The sequence below is a fragment of the Stenotrophomonas sp. PS02300 genome (assembly GCF_029959395.1).
Taxonomy (GTDB): Bacteria; Pseudomonadota; Gammaproteobacteria; order Xanthomonadales; family Xanthomonadaceae; genus Stenotrophomonas; species Stenotrophomonas maltophilia_AD.
Genome location: NZ_JASCOP010000049.1, coordinates 14,049 through 28,257 on the forward strand (window position 1 = coordinate 14,049; position 14,209 = coordinate 28,257).

At 68.8% G+C, this 14,209-nt stretch carries 16 protein-coding genes; 6 read left to right on the forward strand and 10 right to left on the reverse strand.

Annotated elements, in window-relative coordinates:
* The first annotated feature begins 84 nt into the window (after positions 1-84).
* Positions 85-657: an Ax21 family protein gene (locus QMX79_RS10880; RefSeq protein WP_282246773.1), complete on the forward strand. Its 573-nt coding sequence runs from the start codon at positions 85-87 to the stop codon at positions 655-657.
* A gap of 191 nt (positions 658-848) precedes the next feature.
* Here QMX79_RS10880 and QMX79_RS10885 read toward each other — a convergent pair whose 3' ends face one another.
* The 5 genes from QMX79_RS10885 to QMX79_RS10905 form a co-directional block, all read right to left on the reverse strand.
* Positions 849-1,874, reverse strand: a complete 1,026-nt coding sequence (locus QMX79_RS10885; protein WP_282246758.1) for an NAD(P)H-dependent glycerol-3-phosphate dehydrogenase — start codon at positions 1,872-1,874, stop codon at positions 849-851.
* A 13-nt stretch (positions 1,875-1,887) separates the two neighbouring features.
* Complete coding sequence (secB, locus tag QMX79_RS10890; protein ID WP_282246759.1) at positions 1,888-2,403, reverse strand: protein-export chaperone SecB; 516 nt, start codon at positions 2,401-2,403, stop codon at positions 1,888-1,890.
* A 104-nt stretch (positions 2,404-2,507) separates the two neighbouring features.
* Positions 2,508-2,945: a rhodanese-like domain-containing protein gene (locus tag QMX79_RS10895; protein ID WP_282246760.1), complete on the reverse strand. Its 438-nt coding sequence runs from the start codon at positions 2,943-2,945 to the stop codon at positions 2,508-2,510.
* A 73-nt stretch (positions 2,946-3,018) separates the two neighbouring features.
* Positions 3,019-3,453, reverse strand: a complete 435-nt coding sequence (locus tag QMX79_RS10900) for a hypothetical protein (RefSeq protein ID WP_282246761.1) — start codon at positions 3,451-3,453, stop codon at positions 3,019-3,021.
* Positions 3,454-3,483: 30 nt separating this feature from the next.
* Positions 3,484-3,954, reverse strand: a complete 471-nt coding sequence (locus QMX79_RS10905) for a YiiD C-terminal domain-containing protein (protein ID WP_282246762.1) — start codon at positions 3,952-3,954, stop codon at positions 3,484-3,486.
* A gap of 43 nt (positions 3,955-3,997) precedes the next feature.
* Here QMX79_RS10905 and QMX79_RS10910 point away from each other — a divergent pair, with 43 nt between their 5' ends.
* The 3 genes from QMX79_RS10910 to QMX79_RS10920 all read left to right on the forward strand — a co-directional run bounded on the left by QMX79_RS10910 (position 3,998) and on the right by QMX79_RS10920 (position 7,171).
* The gene (locus QMX79_RS10910; RefSeq protein ID WP_282246763.1) at positions 3,998-4,774 is read left to right on the forward strand and encodes a uroporphyrinogen-III synthase; all 777 of its coding nucleotides are present in this window, start codon (positions 3,998-4,000) and stop codon (positions 4,772-4,774) included.
* Positions 4,775-4,882: 108 nt separating this feature from the next.
* On the forward strand, positions 4,883-5,854 hold the full coding sequence (locus QMX79_RS10915; protein WP_282246764.1) for a uroporphyrinogen-III C-methyltransferase: 972 nt from the start codon (positions 4,883-4,885) through the stop codon (positions 5,852-5,854).
* Positions 5,855-5,857: 3 nt separating this feature from the next.
* Positions 5,858-7,171 carry a heme biosynthesis HemY N-terminal domain-containing protein gene (locus QMX79_RS10920; RefSeq protein ID WP_282246765.1) on the forward strand — a complete coding sequence of 438 codons (1,314 nt, stop codon included), beginning with the start codon at positions 5,858-5,860 and terminating at the stop codon, positions 7,169-7,171.
* Positions 7,172-7,234: 63 nt separating this feature from the next.
* Here the strand turns inward: QMX79_RS10920 and QMX79_RS10925 are convergent, their stop codons facing one another.
* Positions 7,235-8,530 carry an acetyl-CoA C-acetyltransferase gene (locus QMX79_RS10925; RefSeq protein ID WP_282246766.1) on the reverse strand — a complete coding sequence of 432 codons (1,296 nt, stop codon included), beginning with the start codon at positions 8,528-8,530 and terminating at the stop codon, positions 7,235-7,237.
* Between the two features lie 92 nt (positions 8,531-8,622).
* Between QMX79_RS10925 and QMX79_RS10930 the strand changes: the two genes are divergently transcribed.
* Positions 8,623-9,510, forward strand: coding sequence for a hypothetical protein (locus QMX79_RS10930; RefSeq protein WP_282246767.1), 888 nt, complete (start codon positions 8,623-8,625; stop codon positions 9,508-9,510).
* A gap of 64 nt (positions 9,511-9,574) precedes the next feature.
* On the opposite strand, the gene QMX79_RS10935 is transcribed toward QMX79_RS10930, so the two are convergent.
* From QMX79_RS10935 to QMX79_RS10950, 4 genes are all read right to left on the reverse strand, one after another.
* Positions 9,575-10,201, reverse strand: coding sequence for a superoxide dismutase family protein (locus QMX79_RS10935; protein WP_282246768.1), 627 nt, complete (start codon positions 10,199-10,201; stop codon positions 9,575-9,577).
* Positions 10,202-10,254: 53 nt separating this feature from the next.
* On the reverse strand, positions 10,255-10,824 hold the full coding sequence (locus QMX79_RS10940; RefSeq protein WP_282246769.1) for a superoxide dismutase family protein: 570 nt from the start codon (positions 10,822-10,824) through the stop codon (positions 10,255-10,257).
* Between the two features lie 91 nt (positions 10,825-10,915).
* Complete coding sequence (gene ntrC, locus QMX79_RS10945; protein WP_282246770.1) at positions 10,916-12,364, reverse strand: nitrogen regulation protein NR(I); 1,449 nt, start codon at positions 12,362-12,364, stop codon at positions 10,916-10,918.
* Positions 12,354-13,415, reverse strand: coding sequence for an ATP-binding protein (locus QMX79_RS10950; RefSeq protein WP_282246771.1), 1,062 nt, complete (start codon positions 13,413-13,415; stop codon positions 12,354-12,356). Before QMX79_RS10950 ends, ntrC begins: the two co-directional genes overlap by 11 nt.
* A 124-nt stretch (positions 13,416-13,539) precedes the next feature.
* On the opposite strand from QMX79_RS10950, the gene QMX79_RS10955 reads away from it, so the two are divergent.
* Positions 13,540-14,103 carry a fasciclin domain-containing protein gene (locus QMX79_RS10955; protein ID WP_282246772.1) on the forward strand — a complete coding sequence of 188 codons (564 nt, stop codon included), beginning with the start codon at positions 13,540-13,542 and terminating at the stop codon, positions 14,101-14,103.
* Positions 14,104-14,209 lie beyond the last annotated feature (106 nt).

Sequence of the window (14,209 nt, forward strand, 5' to 3'; positions counted from 1 at the left end):
CACCTGTCGACCGTCCTTCTCTCTCCCCTCCCCGAAGAGGGGACGGTCGGCGAAACCAAATAATAAAAAGGTGTGTTCCCGATGATGAAGACCTCCCTGCTTGCCTTGGGCCTGATTGCTGCCCTGCCGTTCGCCGCTTCGGCTGCTGATGGCCTGTCGTACAACTACGCGGAAGGCGGCTATGTGAACACCGATGCCCAGGGCGGCTATGCCGACGGCTGGGCTGTGAAGGGCTCGGTTGCCGTGGCGCCGAACTTCCACATCTTTGGCGATTACACCTCGCAGGAACTCAACCGCGGCAACGCTGATGTTGACCAGTGGCGCGCAGGCGTCGGCTACAACTACACCATCGCGCCGACCACCGACCTGGTGGCGCGCGTCGCGTACCAGAAGTTCGATCCGAAGCACGGCCTGGACTTCAACGGCTACTCCACCGAAGTCGGCGTGCGCACCGCGTTCACCCCGATGATCGAAGGTTACGCGCTGGCCGGCTACGAAGATTTCAGCAAGAAGCACGGCATCAACCCGGACGGCGAGTTCTACGGCCGCGTGGGCGCGCAGGCCAAGTTCACCCAGAACTGGGGCGTGAGCGGCGAAGTGAAGCTGGCCAAGGGTGGCGACCGCGAATGGTTCGTCGGCCCGCGCTTCACCTGGTAAGGCGATAGCTGCACGGTACGTTGTTGGATGGCGTGATCTCTCTCTCCCTCACGCCATGAAGCCCGGCTTAGTAGGCCGGGCTTCACTTATCTGGCCCCACCTCGTCGGGGTGCCACGCAGGAACCCAGCGCACGCTGGGTTTTTGCGTTTCAGGGCAAAAAAAACCCCGGCAGTGCCGGGGTTTTTCCTGATCATTTGAACAGCGTGTCCGGGTATTCCGGTTTCTGCTCGCGGGCCAGCAGCGCGCGCAGGCCCTCTTCCGGGGTCTGTTCGCCGTGCAGCACGGCACGGACCCGATCCGAGATCGGCAGGTCGATGCCGTGGCGGCGTGCCTGGCGCATGACTTCGTCGGCGGTCTGCACCGATTCCACCACCTGGCCGATTTCGCGCACGGCGTCCTGCAGGCTCTGGCCACGTCCCAGCGCCAACCCGAGGCGACGGTTACGCGAGAGATCGCCGGTGCAGGTCAGCACCAGGTCACCCAGGCCAGCCAGGCCCATCAGGGTTTCCGGCTTGGCGCCGATCGCAGCGGCCAGGCGCAGCATCTCGTTGAGGCCGCGGGTGATCAGGCCGGCACGGGCGTTGAGGCCCAGCTGCATGCCATCGGCCACGCCGGTGGCGACGGCCAGCACGTTCTTCATGGCGCCACCGAGTTCGGCACCCACCATGTCATCGCCGGTATAGGCGCGGAACGCCGGGCCATGCATGGCTTCGGCCACCTGCTGGGCGAACCCGGCATCGTCGCCGTGCACGGTAATCGCGGTGGGCAGGCCCAGCGTGACTTCCTTGGCGAACGACGGGCCGGTCACCACCGCCAGCGGCACATCCGGTCCGAGGACCTCGCGCGCCACTTCGTGCAGGAAACGCCCGGAACCGGGTTCGAAACCCTTGGTTGCCCAGGCCACGCCGGCACCCGCCGGGCGCAGCGGCGCGAGCGCGCGCACGGTTTCACCGAACGCGTGCGACGGCACCACCACCAGGATCCATGTGGCGTCCTTGACGGCCGCAGCCAGGTCCGTGGTGGCGCGCAGCGATTCCGGCAACGGAATACCCGGCAGGTAGCGGGTGTTCTCGTGGCGCTGGTCGATGGCGTCCACCATCGCCGCATCGCGGCCCCACAGCACGGTCTGGCAACCGTGCCGTGCAAGCAGGCTGGCCAGGGCGGTGCCCCAGGAGCCGGCGCCGAGAACGGCGATCTTGTCTGCGTTGTTGCTCATGCTGCAGCGCCGATCAGGCGTTGCCGGCCGGCTCGGAATCGGCGAGCGAGGTTTCGCCCTGTTCCTGGCGCTGGCGCAGGGTTTCGGCGTACAGGCCTTCGAAGTTGATCGGCTGCAGGAAGAACGGCGGGAAGCCGCCGGCCTGGATCAGGTCGCTCACCAGCGAACGCACATACGGGAACAGGATGTTCGGGCACTGGGTGCCCAGCAGCACGTCGATCGACTGCGGGTCCAGGCCGACCAGGCCGAACACGCCGGCCTGCTGCACTTCGGCCACGTAGGCGGTCTTGTCGCCGGCCTTGCAGGTCAGGGTCACGGCCAGCACCACTTCGAAGGCGCTCTCACCCAGGCGCTGCACGCGCTGGTTCAGGTTGAGCTGCAGCTCCGGCTGCACGGCTTCGTTGAACACGGCCGGGGCGTTGGGCGATTCGAAGGAAACGTCCTTGACGTAGATCTTCTCGACGGTGAACGCGGGGCCGGTGGCGGCGTCGGCCGGCGCGATGGCGCCGTTGGTGTTCTCTTCGGACATTTCCTGTTGCTCCAGAATGAATGCAGTAAAAACGGATTGTTACATGCCCTGCGATGGGGGCGCGTGGCGGCGCGCACAAGGCATGCCGCGCAATCCGGGCAAAATCAGTTGCGGCCCTTGACCAGCGGCAACTCGGCCTGCTGCCAGGCCGGCAGGCCGCCGTCGAGCACGTGCACCTGCTCGAAACCGGCCTTCTTCAAGGCCTTGGCGGCGGTTTCAGAGGCGGTGCCGGTACGGCACACCAGCACCACCGGGCTCTGCTTGGCGTTGGCCACCAGCTTGTGCTCCGGCCCGAACTGGGCGGGCTGCACGTTGCGGCTGCCGGCAATATGGCCCTTCTCGAAATCGGTGCCCGCGGACAGGTCGACCACGACCGCGCCGCCAGCATTGATCAGCTGGGTCAGCTCGGCCGGCTTGATCGACTTGTAGCCGCGCAGCAGGCGGCGTACCTCGGTGACGAGGATGGCGACGGTCAGGCCCACGAAGGCCATCGACAACATCGGGTTTCGGCCGGCAAAGGCCAGTAACTCTTCGTAATTCACTTAGATCACGGGTCGATTAGCGGGCGCCGATTGTCGCACATGCGGGCGAACCGGCGTCCAGCCCTGCGCCAGCTCAGGATTCCTGCCACAGGTCCGGCAGCCCACTGGCCTGCAGCCAGCGCTTGCCCTCGGCGTCCCAGCGCCAGATTTCCTTGACCCGCACGGTGCGCTCGGACTGGGTGTTGACGTTGATCACCCGGACCTCGGCATTGCGGCCGATCCGGCCATCGGGCAGCGGCACGTTGTCGCCGGCGCGGTAGCTGGAGATCTTCACCTGTTCGAACCGGCGAACTTCCAGGTCGGTCAGCGGGTGCTCCTTGGCGTAGGCCGGATCCAGGTAGGGCAGCATGTCGTCCACGGTGCCCCAGCGCATGGTCGAGTCGTACTTGACCTGGGTTTCTTCCAGCTGCTTGCGCTGCTTCTTGGTGGTCTTCTGTTCGCCGGCGAACGCCGACACGGAGGTCAGGGCCAGCAAGGCCAGCAGCAGGATCTGAATAAGGCGACGCATGCGAATTCCCCAATCGGCAAGGCGCCCATCCTACCGCCTTGCGAAGGCAACGAAACGTCCGGTCAGTTCAGCTGCCGGCTTGCCGGCCTCGCCGGGCTGGCGGGCCACCACCTCGATGCGGGCCTTGCCGCGCTGGGCGAAGGTGGCCAGGAAGGTGTCCCAGTCGGCATCGTCGGCCGCGTGCGCCTGGGCCAGCAGGTCCTCATAGACCGGGGCCAGGTAGCGCACGTGGCTGTCGGCCACGTAGACATCGGCATCGAAGCCCGCCAGGCGCAGGCGCAGGGTGACCAGCGCCCAGCCGGACAGGGTCAGCGCCGAGGACAGGCTGCCGCCGAAGGCATTGCCCTTGTCATTGACGTTGGCGGCCAGCGGGGCGCGCAGGCCCAGCACGCCATCGGCATAGGCATCCACGCGGATCTGCATGGCCGCTACCGGCGGCATGCGCTCCAGCACCTGCTGCAGCGCGGCCAGGTGCGCGGCAAGGGAATCATGTTCAGACATCAGTACGGCGACGTTGCAACGAAGGCCTCGCATAATGCCCGCAATGAACAGCCACGCACATGTGCCGGATTGGACCCTGCTGTCGCTGCGCCCGCGCGGCCAGCACGCACCGCTGCGGCGCGCGGCCGAGCCGATGGGCGCGCAGGTGATCGGCTTGTCGCCCTGGGCCCTGGTGGCGCGCCACGATGCGGCCACCCGCGCGGCCCTGGCCCATGCGCTGGGCGCCGACCGCGTGGTATTCAGCAGCCCGGCCGCCGTGCATGCCGCCGCGCGGCTGCAGCCGCTGGATGCCCCGCATGCCGGCACCTGGCTGGCGGTGGGCGCCGGTACCGCCGCTGCGCTGCGCGGGCATGGCGCAGCCGACGTGCTGGCGCCCACGCGAATGGACAGCGAGGGCCTGCTCGACCTGCCGGCGCTGGCCCAGCTGCAGGGGCTGCACGCGGCGCTGGTCACCGCCCCCGGCGGGCGGGGCATCATTGCCACCACGCTGCAGGAACGCGGCGCCACGCTGCAGCGGGTGGATGTCTATCAGCGCAGGACGCTGCGCCTGCCGCCCCGGCAACTGCAGCGGCTGCGCCACCAGCCCGGGCCGTGGGTGCTGGCGGTGAGCAGTGCCGAGGCCCTGGCGCTGCTCAACGAACAGCTGCCTGCAGACCTGCTGGCGCGCCTGCGCCAGGCGCACGTGGTGGCCGCCAGCGAGCGGCTGCTGGCGCTGGCAACGGACGCCGGATTCGCGCGGGTCAGCCTCGCCGCCGGCCCGATGCCACAGCAGCTGGCGCAGGCCGCACACGCGGCGATCACCACCTCCGCAAGTTCCTGAACAGGGGTCGCTTGCGGCCTTGCAGGCCCTGCGGGCGGCGAGCGATGCTGTGCACCTCATCGATCGCCAGCTCGTGAATGCACCGGCGCGATCGACAAGGATGCCTGCATGAACGACATGGTTCCGCCCCCGCCCCACCGACCGCTGCGCTGGATCCTGCCGCTTGCCGCGCTTGCGGTGGTGGCCGGTGGCGCGGCCTGGGGCTGGACCCAGTGGCAGGCGCAGCAGGCGCGTGTCGCGCAGCGCGAGGCCGATGCCGCGGTGCTGGTGCAGGGCCTGGCCGGCAGCGTGGAAGCGCTGCGCCGCGACCAGCGCTCCACCTCGCAGCGGGTGCAGGATGCGGCCGCCACCAACCGGGTGCTGCGCGATGAAATGCTGGGCCTGAGCCAGCGCAACGCACTGCTGGAAGAGAACCTGGCGCGGCTGGCCGACAGCACCCGCCACAACGCCCAGGCGCTGCAGCTGGAAGAGGCCGAACTGCTGCTCAGCCAGGCCGGCCAGCGGCTGGCCTTCGCCGATGACGTGGAGGGCGCCAAGCGCCTGTACGCGCTGGCGGCCATTGCGCTGGAAGAGGTCCAGGGCACCGAATTCCTCAACCTGCGCCAGGCGCTGATGCAGGAACGCAATGCGGTCGATGCACTCGGCCCGGGCGTGCGCGCCGGCATCAACCAGCGCCTTGGCAACTTCTCGCAGTCGCTGCTGGCGTTGCCCGAACAGATCGCCCCGGCAGCAGGCACCGCCGCGCCGCCGTGGTGGCACCAGATGCTGGCCCCGTTCGTGACCATCACCCCCACCGCCGTGCAGGGCCCGCTTACCCGCGCCGAGCGCACCGCCGCGTGGGATTCGCTGCAGCTGGAACTGACCCTGGCCCGTGCGGCGGTTGAACGCGGCGACCAGGCCGGTTTCCAACAGGCACTGGATCGGGTGGCGCTGTGGATGCCGCGGCTGTGGCCGGATTCACCCGGCCTGCGCGAGCGTCGTGGTGAACTGCAGCAGTTGCGCACCCAAGTGCTACGCCCGCCGCTGCCCGAACTGGGCAGCACCCTGCAGCAACTGCGCGCCATGCGCGATGGGAGTTGATACATGAAGCCGATTCAATCCGTGGTGGTGCTGTTGCTGGCCGTGGTGCTGGGCGTGGTGGCCGCGCAATGGCTGGGCACCGAATCGCTGCGCCAGTACGGCGAGGTGATCTACCGCGCCGGCGGCAACGATTACCGCTCTACCGTGCCGCAGGTGGCACTGATGGTGCTGGTGGGCCTGTTGGTGCTGTGGCTGCTGTGGAGCCTGGTGGCGTCGCCGTTCCGCGCCTGGGGCCGCTACCGCCGCAAGCAGGGCCGCGCCCGCCTGATCGAAGGCCTGCAGGCGCACGAGTACGGCCACTGGCAGCGCGCTGAAAAGCTGCTGGGCACCGCCGCCGAAGACGAGGAAGTGAGCGCGGTGGCCTACGTGACCGCCATCCGCAGCGCCGAAGCGCGCGGGGACCAGGCCGCGGTGGACCAGTACTTGCAGCGCCTGTCCACCTCCGATGCCACCGCCTACGCGCTGATGCAGGCCGAACGCCTGCTGCAGCAGGAGCGCCCGGTGGATGCGATCAACGCGCTCGATGCCCCGGGCATCCAGCCGCTGCCGCCGCGCGGCCTGTGGCTGCGCACTGAAGCACTGGCACGTGCCGACCGCGCGCACGAGGCCTACGGCCAGCTGGGCGCGCTGCGCAAGCAAAAGGTGCTGCCCGATGAGGCCGTGGCCGAACTGGAAGTGCGCCTGGCCGCGCAGTCGCTGCTGGAAGCAGGCGATGTGAATGCGCTGGCCGCGCAGTGGGAAGCCACCCCGAAGGCCCTGCGCAGCGACCCCGATGTGGTGTCGGCCTACGCGCTGCGCGCCGTGGCGCTGGATTGGGATGAACCGGCCCTGCTCAACCTGGAACAGGCGCTGGATACCCGCTGGGACGAATCGCTGGTGACGCTGTACGGCCAGATGCCGGTGGAAAAGCTGGCCACCCGCCAGGCCAACCTGCAGCGCTGGCTGGGCCAGCAGCCGTCCAGCCCGGCCCTGCTGCTGGCGCTGGGCCGCATCGCCGCGCGCCAGGGCGAGCATGTACAGGCCGAGGATTACCTGCACCGCGCCATCGCCGCCGGTGCCGGCCCGACGGCCTGGGAAGCGCTGGGCGAGGTATTCACCGCACGCGGCGAGCCCGCGCTTGCCGCCCAGTGCTACACCAACGCCCTGCGCCAGCAGCGCGGCGAAGACAGCGTGGTGCTCGCCCGCCCGGTAGCCCCGCTGGCGGCCGTAGTCCCCGAACGCGCCACGGTCGAAGAACAGTCACTCATGAGCGAACCGCTGCCGGTGCGCGACTTCAATCGCGATGAGCGCGATGAATACGGCAACCCGATCCGCTGACGCCGTTCCCAACAAAAAGGCCGCCCAACCGGGCGGCCTTTTTTTTTGCACGATGCGAACGGCTCAGCGTTCGACGATCGCCACCACGCCCATGCCGCCGGCGGTGCAGATCGACACCAGCGCGCGGCCACCGCCGCGTTCGGCCAGCTGCTTGGCCGCCGTCGCGATCACGCGCGCACCGGTGGCGGCGAACGGATGGCCGGTGGCCAGCGACGAGCCCAGCGGGTTGATCTTGGCCGGGTCGATCCTGCCCAGCGGCGCATCCAGGCCCAGGCGGTTGCGGCAGTAGTCTTCGCTTTCCCACGCGCGCAGCGTGCACAGCACCTGGGCGGCGAAGGCTTCATGGATTTCGTAGATGTCGAAATCCTGCAGGGTCAAACCATTGCGCTTGAGCATTTCCGGCACCGCGATGGTCGGCGCCATCAGCAGGCCTTCGCCGTGCACGAAATCCACGGCCGCCACCTGCGAATCGCGCAGGTAGGCCAGCGGCTCGTGGCCGTGCGCGCGCGCCCATTCCTCGCTGGCCAGCAGCACCGCCGAGGCGCCATCCGTGAGCGGGGTGGAGTTGGCGGCGGTCAGCGTGCCACGGCCGGACACCTTGTCGAATGCCGGCTTGAGCGTGGCCAGCTTTTCCAGCGAGGTATCCGGACGCAGGATGTTGTCGCGCTCCACGCCGCGGAACGGGGCGATCAGGTCGTTGAAGAAACCGCGCTCGTAGGCGGCGGCCAGCTTCTTGTGCGAGGACACCGCCCACTCGTCCTGCGAGTCGCGGGAGATGTTCCACTCCTTGGCCATGTCTTCGCAGTGGTCGCCCATGCTCTTGCCGGTGCGCGGCTCGGCCACGCCCGGGAATTCCGGCTTCAGTTCGCCCAGCTTGAAGCCGCGCACGATCGCCTTGATCTTGTCGCCGGTGCTCTTGGCCCGGTTGGCGGCCAGCAGGCGCGCGCGCAGCTTCTTGCCATACACGATCGGCACGTCGGAAGTGGTGTCCGAACCGCCGCCGATGCCCGATTCGATCTGGCCCAGCGCGATCTTGTTGGCCACCGCGATGATGGTGTCCAGCGAGGTGCCGCAGGCGCGCTGCATGGTGATGCCCGGGGTGAGCGGGGACAGGCCCGAAGACAGCGTGGCTTCGCGGCCCAGGTTCCAGTCGCTGGAATGCTTGATCACCGCACCCATCGCCACTTCGCCCAGCTGCTGCCCGTGCAGGCCGAACCGTTCCACCAGCGCGCCAAGCGTACGTACCGACATGCCCAGGTTGCCAACGTCCGAATAGGCGGTGTTCTGGCGGCAGAACGGAATGCGGACGCCACCGAGAATGGCGACGGGACGAGCGTTGGGCATGGAGATACCTGGCATGGGAGGGGTGTCTGCAACATGGCCTGCACGAAGGAGCAGGCATAATGGGGCCAAGTGTAGCTGCCGCCCTGTGATGGGCCAACTGTGAACCCATGAGCAAACCCGACCCCGGCATGAATGCCCTTGGCGTACTGGCATTGGAACTGGCCGGAGGAGACGCCCCCCGCCACGCGGCCCTGACATCCGCGCAGGCGGGCGAACTGGCCGACCGCGTTGGCCGCGACCTGGCCAAGCTGGTGCCCGGCGTGAGCGGACTCGATTTCGTGTTCGCCGGCGCCCATTTCGACCCCGCCGAAGTCCTGCGCCCCGGCTGGCCGATCCACCGCCGCCTGGAGGAACTGCAGATGCGCGCGCCCGGCCGCAACGAAGGCCCGCGCCTGCTGGCGTTCGGCGCCGGTGCCGACGGCGAAGTGCCGCTGCCGTTCCAGGCCGATGCCAGCCTCACCGGCGGAGGCCTGCGCGTGGTGCCGTTCCTGTTGACCGGCACCGACGTGGCGCAGACCGCTGCGGTGGCCGAAGCACTGGAAGAAGTGCTGCTGGCCCAGGGCATGGCCCAGGCCGATACCGCCCTGCAGGCGCAGAACGCCTTCGGTGCGCAGATCGAGCACGCCCGGTATTTCACGGTGAACGACCTGGCCGCGATGATGTCGATGCAGTACGACAACCAGGGCCTGGCCGCGTTGTGGCCGCTGATTGAAACGGCGCTGATGGCGCCGCAGTCCGAGCAGTGGCTGGATGCCGCGCCGGAACCGCTGCTTCGATACGCTGACGGCGAAGTGCGTATGGCGCTGTTCGATCCGGCCGGCTGGTGCAACTACTACAACCACGACACCGGCAACTGCGACCGCCTGCAGGGCATCTACGAGCAGTACCTGATGCGCCAGCGGCAGATGGCCGCCGTGCTGGAAGCGCATGGGCTGCCGGTGCTGTTCGTGCATTGCGAAGCCGGCCAGGATGCGCGGGAAGTGTTGACCCGCTAAGAAAAACGCCGGCATTGCCGGCGTTTTTCATTTCACGGGGCCGGCCAACGGCCGGCGCTACCGGTTACGGTGCGGCTTTGATGACCGCGCAGGCCAGGCGTGCACCGGCGTTGCCGGTCGGCTGGGTCTTGTAGTCATCCGGGTCGGCATGCACGATCAGGCCGCGGCCGATGATGTCGAAATCATTGCCTTCGCCGATGTTGACGTTGGTCGACACGTCGGCATCCACCACGGCGTTGCCTTCCGCATCGGCCTTGATGTTCGGAATGTCGCCGCCGTGGTGCGGGGTGGTGGCCACGTTGCCGTGGTCTTCCTTGGCCGGGTTGAAGTGGCCGCCGGCGCTGTCGCCGTTCGGCGCGCTGCAGTCGCCCTTCTCATGGATGTGGAAGCCGTGTTCGCTGTTCGGCTTCAGGCCGCTGACCTGGCCCTTCACGTGGACCTTGCCGTCGACGACGCTGAAGGTCACGTTGCCCTTGACGTCATTGCCCTGGGTCGGCGCAAGGTCGGCCACGGCGGTGTGGTTGGCGTGGGCTTCGCTGGTCATGGCCGGCGGCGCTTCGGTGGTGCGCGCGGTTTCAGCGATCGGCGGGGTGGCGGTGGCGGCATCGGCCGGCGCGTCGGCCGGCTTGTTGCAGGCGGTCAGGCCGATGGCGGCGATGGCGGCAAACAGCGAGGTATGGATCAGACGCATGTGGATCTCCTTGCGGGTAACGAGTGGAAAAGCGACGTCGGCGGCCAGCGCGTTCAGCGCGTGACCTTGATGACGCCACAGGCGATACGGGCGCCGGCGTTGCCGGCCGGCTGGCTGCGGTAATCGTCGGCGTTGGCATGCACCACCAGCGCGCGGCCGACGATATCGGTGGCTGCACCGCCGCCGAGGGTAACCGCTGGCAGGCGCACATCTACGGCGACCCGGCCCTGCGCGTCCGCGCGCAGGTTGTCCATGTCGCCGGCGTGATGCGCACCAGCGCTGTTGCGGCCATGCGGCTGGTTGGCCGGATTGAAATGCGGACCTGCACTGCTAGCGTCAACGGCACTGCAGTCGCCGCGCTCATGCACGTGGAACGCGGCCGTCTGCATCGGCTGCAGTCCGCCGATGGTGCCGGTGATATGCACGCCCTGCGCATCGGGCACCAGCGCCAGACGCCCGCTGACAATGCTGGCCGAGGCCGGCGCCAGGTTGGCTTCGGCCAGCTTGGCGGTGCTCACCACCGGTACGGCCGGCACCGGCGCGCTGCGCTGCTCGGGCGCGGTACCGCAGGCGGCCAGCACCAGCAGTGTCGGCATCAGCAGGGCGAGTTGGGAACGGCGCATCGGAAACTCCTTGTCTGCAAACTAACGTCAGGGTCGTCCACGGACCATGAAAGGCACCGCGACGCGGTGCTTACATGCCATGAACAGGGATTCATCCGCCGCGCCGGCGCCCCGCGCCGAGCTTGCGGGTCAGGGTGTTGCGGCCCATGCCCAAGCGCGCGGCGGCTTCGGCACGGCGGCCGTGGGTGATCTGCAGCGCCGCTTCCAGCAGCGCCTGGTCCACCCGGTCGCGCACCTGCGCATGCAGGCCTTCGGCGCCTTCGGCCAGGCGCTGGCGCGCCCACGCCGACAGCATGGATTCCCACTGGCTGGGATCGCCATGCACGCGGGTGCGCGGACCGGCGCCGCGATGCAGCGCGCTGTCCACGTCGGCCACGCCGATGGTGTCCGAGGCGGCCAGCGCGGCCATGCGCCAGCACACGTTTTCCAGCTCGCGCACGTTGCCGGGCCAGTCGTGCTCGCGCAGCGCCTGCAGCGCGGCGGCGGTGAGCCGCTTGGGCGGCGTATCCAGCTTGCGCGCGGCGGCGGCCAGGAAGGTATCGGCCAGCTGCGCGACGTCGTCGCGGCGCTCGCGCAGCGGCGGCAGGCGCAGCCGCACCACGTCCAGCCGGTGCAGCAGGTCGGCACGGAAGCGGCCCTGCGCCACCAGTGTTTCCAGGTCCTGGTGGGTAGCGGCGATCACGCGTACATCCACCCGGATCAGTTCGCGCCCACCCACCCGGAAGAATTCGCCTTCGGCCAGCACGCGCAGCAGGCGGGTCTGCAACGGCAGCGGCATGTCGCCGATTTCATCCAGGAACAGCGTGCCGCCGTTGGCCTGCTCGAAGCGGCCCACGTGGCGACGCTGCGCGCCGGTGAATGCGCCGGCCTCATGGCCGAACAGCTCGCTTTCCAGCAGTTCGGACGGAATGGCGGCGGTGTTGAGCGCCACGAACGGCCCCTGCACGCGCGGCGATTCGTGGTGCAGCGCGTGCGCCACCAGTTCCTTGCCGGTGCCGGTTTCGCCGTTGATCAGCACCGACAGCGGCGCCTGCGCGAGGCGGCCGATGGCGCGGAACAACGCACGCATGGCCGGGGTGTCGCCCACCAGCTGCGGGCGCTGGTCGGGCGCGGGCTCCAGCGACGAGGGGCTGGGCTCGACGAGGGTGGTGTCCGGCTCCGGCAGCACGCGCTGGGCCAGCGCCACGGCATCGTCCAGATCGAACGGCTTGGACAGGAATTCCTGCGCGCCGCCACGGAACGCACCGGCGGTGCTGGCCACATCGGTATAGGCCGACATCACGATCACCGGCAGCTGCGGGTGCGCGGCCTTTAGTTTGTCCAGCAGCACCAGCCCATCGTCGCCCGGCATGCGCACGTCGGTGAACAGCAGGTCCGGCGGGGGCTGGCTGGCCAGCATGTCCAACGCCGCCGCCGCGCCATCGAAACCTTCCACCGCATAGCCGGCATCGCGCAGCGCGGTGCACAGCACGAAACGCACGGCGCGGTCGTCATCCACTACCCAGACACGCTGGGCGGTGGCCTGGCTGTCATCCGCCATGCGCGGTCTCCTCGGCAGCGGGGGTGCCCTGCCCGATCGGCAGCTGCACGGTGAATACGGTATGGCCCGGGCGCGAGCGGTAGGTCAGCGTGCCGCGGTGTTCGCGCGCCACCTGCTGGGCCAGTGCCAGGCCCAGCCCGGTGCCTTCGGCGCGGCCACTGACCAACGGCAGGAACAGGTGTTCGGCCAGCGTCTCGGGCACGCCACGGCCGTCATCGGCGATCTCCAGGCGCAGCGCCATCGGCTGCAGCTGGTCGCCGATGCGCACGCCATGTTCCACCCGGGTGCGCAGGGTGACGGTACCGGCCCCGGCCTGGATCGCATTGCGCACCAGGTTCCACACCGCCTGGGTGAGGCGGTCGGCGTCGCCGTCGAATTCGGGAATGCTGGGGTCGTAATCGCGCTGCAGCCGCACCGCCCAGCCGCCTTCGCTTTCGGCCAGGCGCAGCACGCGCTCCAGCGAGGCGTGGATGTTGAGGGGGGCGTGTGGCGCCGCCGGGGCTGGCGACAGCAGCTGTTCCAGCAGCCCGTTAAGGCGTTCGATCTCCGAGCCGATCAGCTCGATCAGCTCGCGCTCTTCCGGGTCGCGCTGCGCACTGCGCCGGGCCAGCAGCTGGGCCGCGCCCTTCAGGCCGGCCAGCGGGTTACGCAGCTCGTGGGCCAGGCCTTTGAGGGCGGCACTCAACGCGCTGGGCAGGGCCTGGGTCGGGTCCAGTCCGGGGAACTCGTCCACGGGGTGCGCTTCCAGCAGCCAGCCGTCTTCCTCATGCCGGCTCAGCCAGCCCTCGGCGAAGCGCGGCGCCTCCCCGGGCAGGGCCAGGGCCAGACGATGCAGCCGCAGGGTGTCGCGTTCGCCGCGCGCCAGGAAGTGGGCCAGCGCCTCGCCCTGCACCTCCAGCGAGGCGAGCGGCTGGCCCAGCAGGCGCCGCACGCTCACCCCCAGCCAGCGCGCAAAGGCTGGGTTGCAGCCCGCGACGCGGCCTTCGGCATCGGCCCAGGCGACCGGGGTGCCAAGGACTTCAAGGGACGGAGACGGTGGAGCGGCGGTCATTGCACCAATGTAGTGCAAAACGGGGGTCTGGTGCCCCTCCTGCACGGCGCTGCATCCATTCTGCGAGCGGCGACGTACCTTCCATGTCCTCAATCCGAGGACCGAAGAATCCCGGAGACACACCATGCGCGCCATTGCCCAACGCATCACCGCCATTGCCGGTTTTACCGTGCTGTTTACCAGCGCTTCGTTCAGCTACGCCGCCGACACGGTCATGGTCGGCGGAGCGGCCATGTATCCGAACAAGACCATTGTCGAGAACGCCGTCAACTCCAAGGACCACACGACGCTGGTCGCGGCCGTAAAGGCTGCCGGCCTGGTCGATACGCTCAACGGCAAGGGGCCCTTCACCGTCTTTGCGCCCACCAACGCCGCCTTCGAGAAGCTGCCGGCCGGCACCGTGGACACCCTGCTCAAGCCCGAGCACAAGGCAGACCTGACCAAGCTGCTGACCTACCACGTGGTACCGGGCACCTACACCTCGACCCAGCTGCTTGCCGACGCAAAGATGCACAACGGCACGACCACCCTGAAGACCGTCCAAGGCGAGCCGCTGACCATCAAGCTGCATGAGGGCAAGCTGTGGGTGGTGGATGCTAAGGGCGGGAAAGCGGGCGTTTCGATTGCGGACGTGAAGCAGTCCAACGGCGTGATCCATGTCGTTGATAGTGTCCTGATGCCGAAGTAACGTTACGAACTTGACGGACATCCAGCGGGATGTCCGTCTATCGTAGAGCCACGCCCTGCGTGGCTGCTCTTCGTTCGGGACCGCGAAGCCACGCAGGGCGTGGCTC

What these genes read in the sequence shown, in the direction of transcription:
- QMX79_RS10880 (WP_282246773.1), top strand. Translation starts at nt 85, where the DNA reads ATGAAGACCTCCCTGCTTGCCTTGGGCCTGATTGCTGCCCTGCCGTTC.
- QMX79_RS10885 (WP_282246758.1), bottom strand. Translation starts at nt 1,874, where the DNA reads ATGAGCAACAACGCAGACAAGATCGCCGTTCTCGGCGCCGGCTCCTGG.
- secB (WP_282246759.1), bottom strand. Translation starts at nt 2,403, where the DNA reads ATGTCCGAAGAGAACACCAACGGCGCCATCGCGCCGGCCGACGCCGCC.
- QMX79_RS10900 (WP_282246761.1), bottom strand. Translation starts at nt 3,453, where the DNA reads ATGCGTCGCCTTATTCAGATCCTGCTGCTGGCCTTGCTGGCCCTGACC.
- QMX79_RS10905 (WP_282246762.1), bottom strand. Translation starts at nt 3,954, where the DNA reads ATGTCTGAACATGATTCCCTTGCCGCGCACCTGGCCGCGCTGCAGCAG.
- QMX79_RS10910 (WP_282246763.1), top strand. Translation starts at nt 3,998, where the DNA reads ATGAACAGCCACGCACATGTGCCGGATTGGACCCTGCTGTCGCTGCGC.
- QMX79_RS10915 (WP_282246764.1), top strand. Translation starts at nt 4,883, where the DNA reads ATGAACGACATGGTTCCGCCCCCGCCCCACCGACCGCTGCGCTGGATC.
- QMX79_RS10920 (WP_282246765.1), top strand. Translation starts at nt 5,858, where the DNA reads ATGAAGCCGATTCAATCCGTGGTGGTGCTGTTGCTGGCCGTGGTGCTG.
- QMX79_RS10925 (WP_282246766.1), bottom strand. Translation starts at nt 8,530, where the DNA reads ATGCCAGGTATCTCCATGCCCAACGCTCGTCCCGTCGCCATTCTCGGT.
- QMX79_RS10930 (WP_282246767.1), top strand. Translation starts at nt 8,623, where the DNA reads ATGAGCAAACCCGACCCCGGCATGAATGCCCTTGGCGTACTGGCATTG.
- QMX79_RS10935 (WP_282246768.1), bottom strand. Translation starts at nt 10,201, where the DNA reads ATGCGTCTGATCCATACCTCGCTGTTTGCCGCCATCGCCGCCATCGGC.
- QMX79_RS10940 (WP_282246769.1), bottom strand. Translation starts at nt 10,824, where the DNA reads ATGCGCCGTTCCCAACTCGCCCTGCTGATGCCGACACTGCTGGTGCTG.
- ntrC (WP_282246770.1), bottom strand. Translation starts at nt 12,364, where the DNA reads ATGGCGGATGACAGCCAGGCCACCGCCCAGCGTGTCTGGGTAGTGGAT.
- QMX79_RS10950 (WP_282246771.1), bottom strand. Translation starts at nt 13,415, where the DNA reads ATGACCGCCGCTCCACCGTCTCCGTCCCTTGAAGTCCTTGGCACCCCG.
- QMX79_RS10955 (WP_282246772.1), top strand. Translation starts at nt 13,540, where the DNA reads ATGCGCGCCATTGCCCAACGCATCACCGCCATTGCCGGTTTTACCGTG.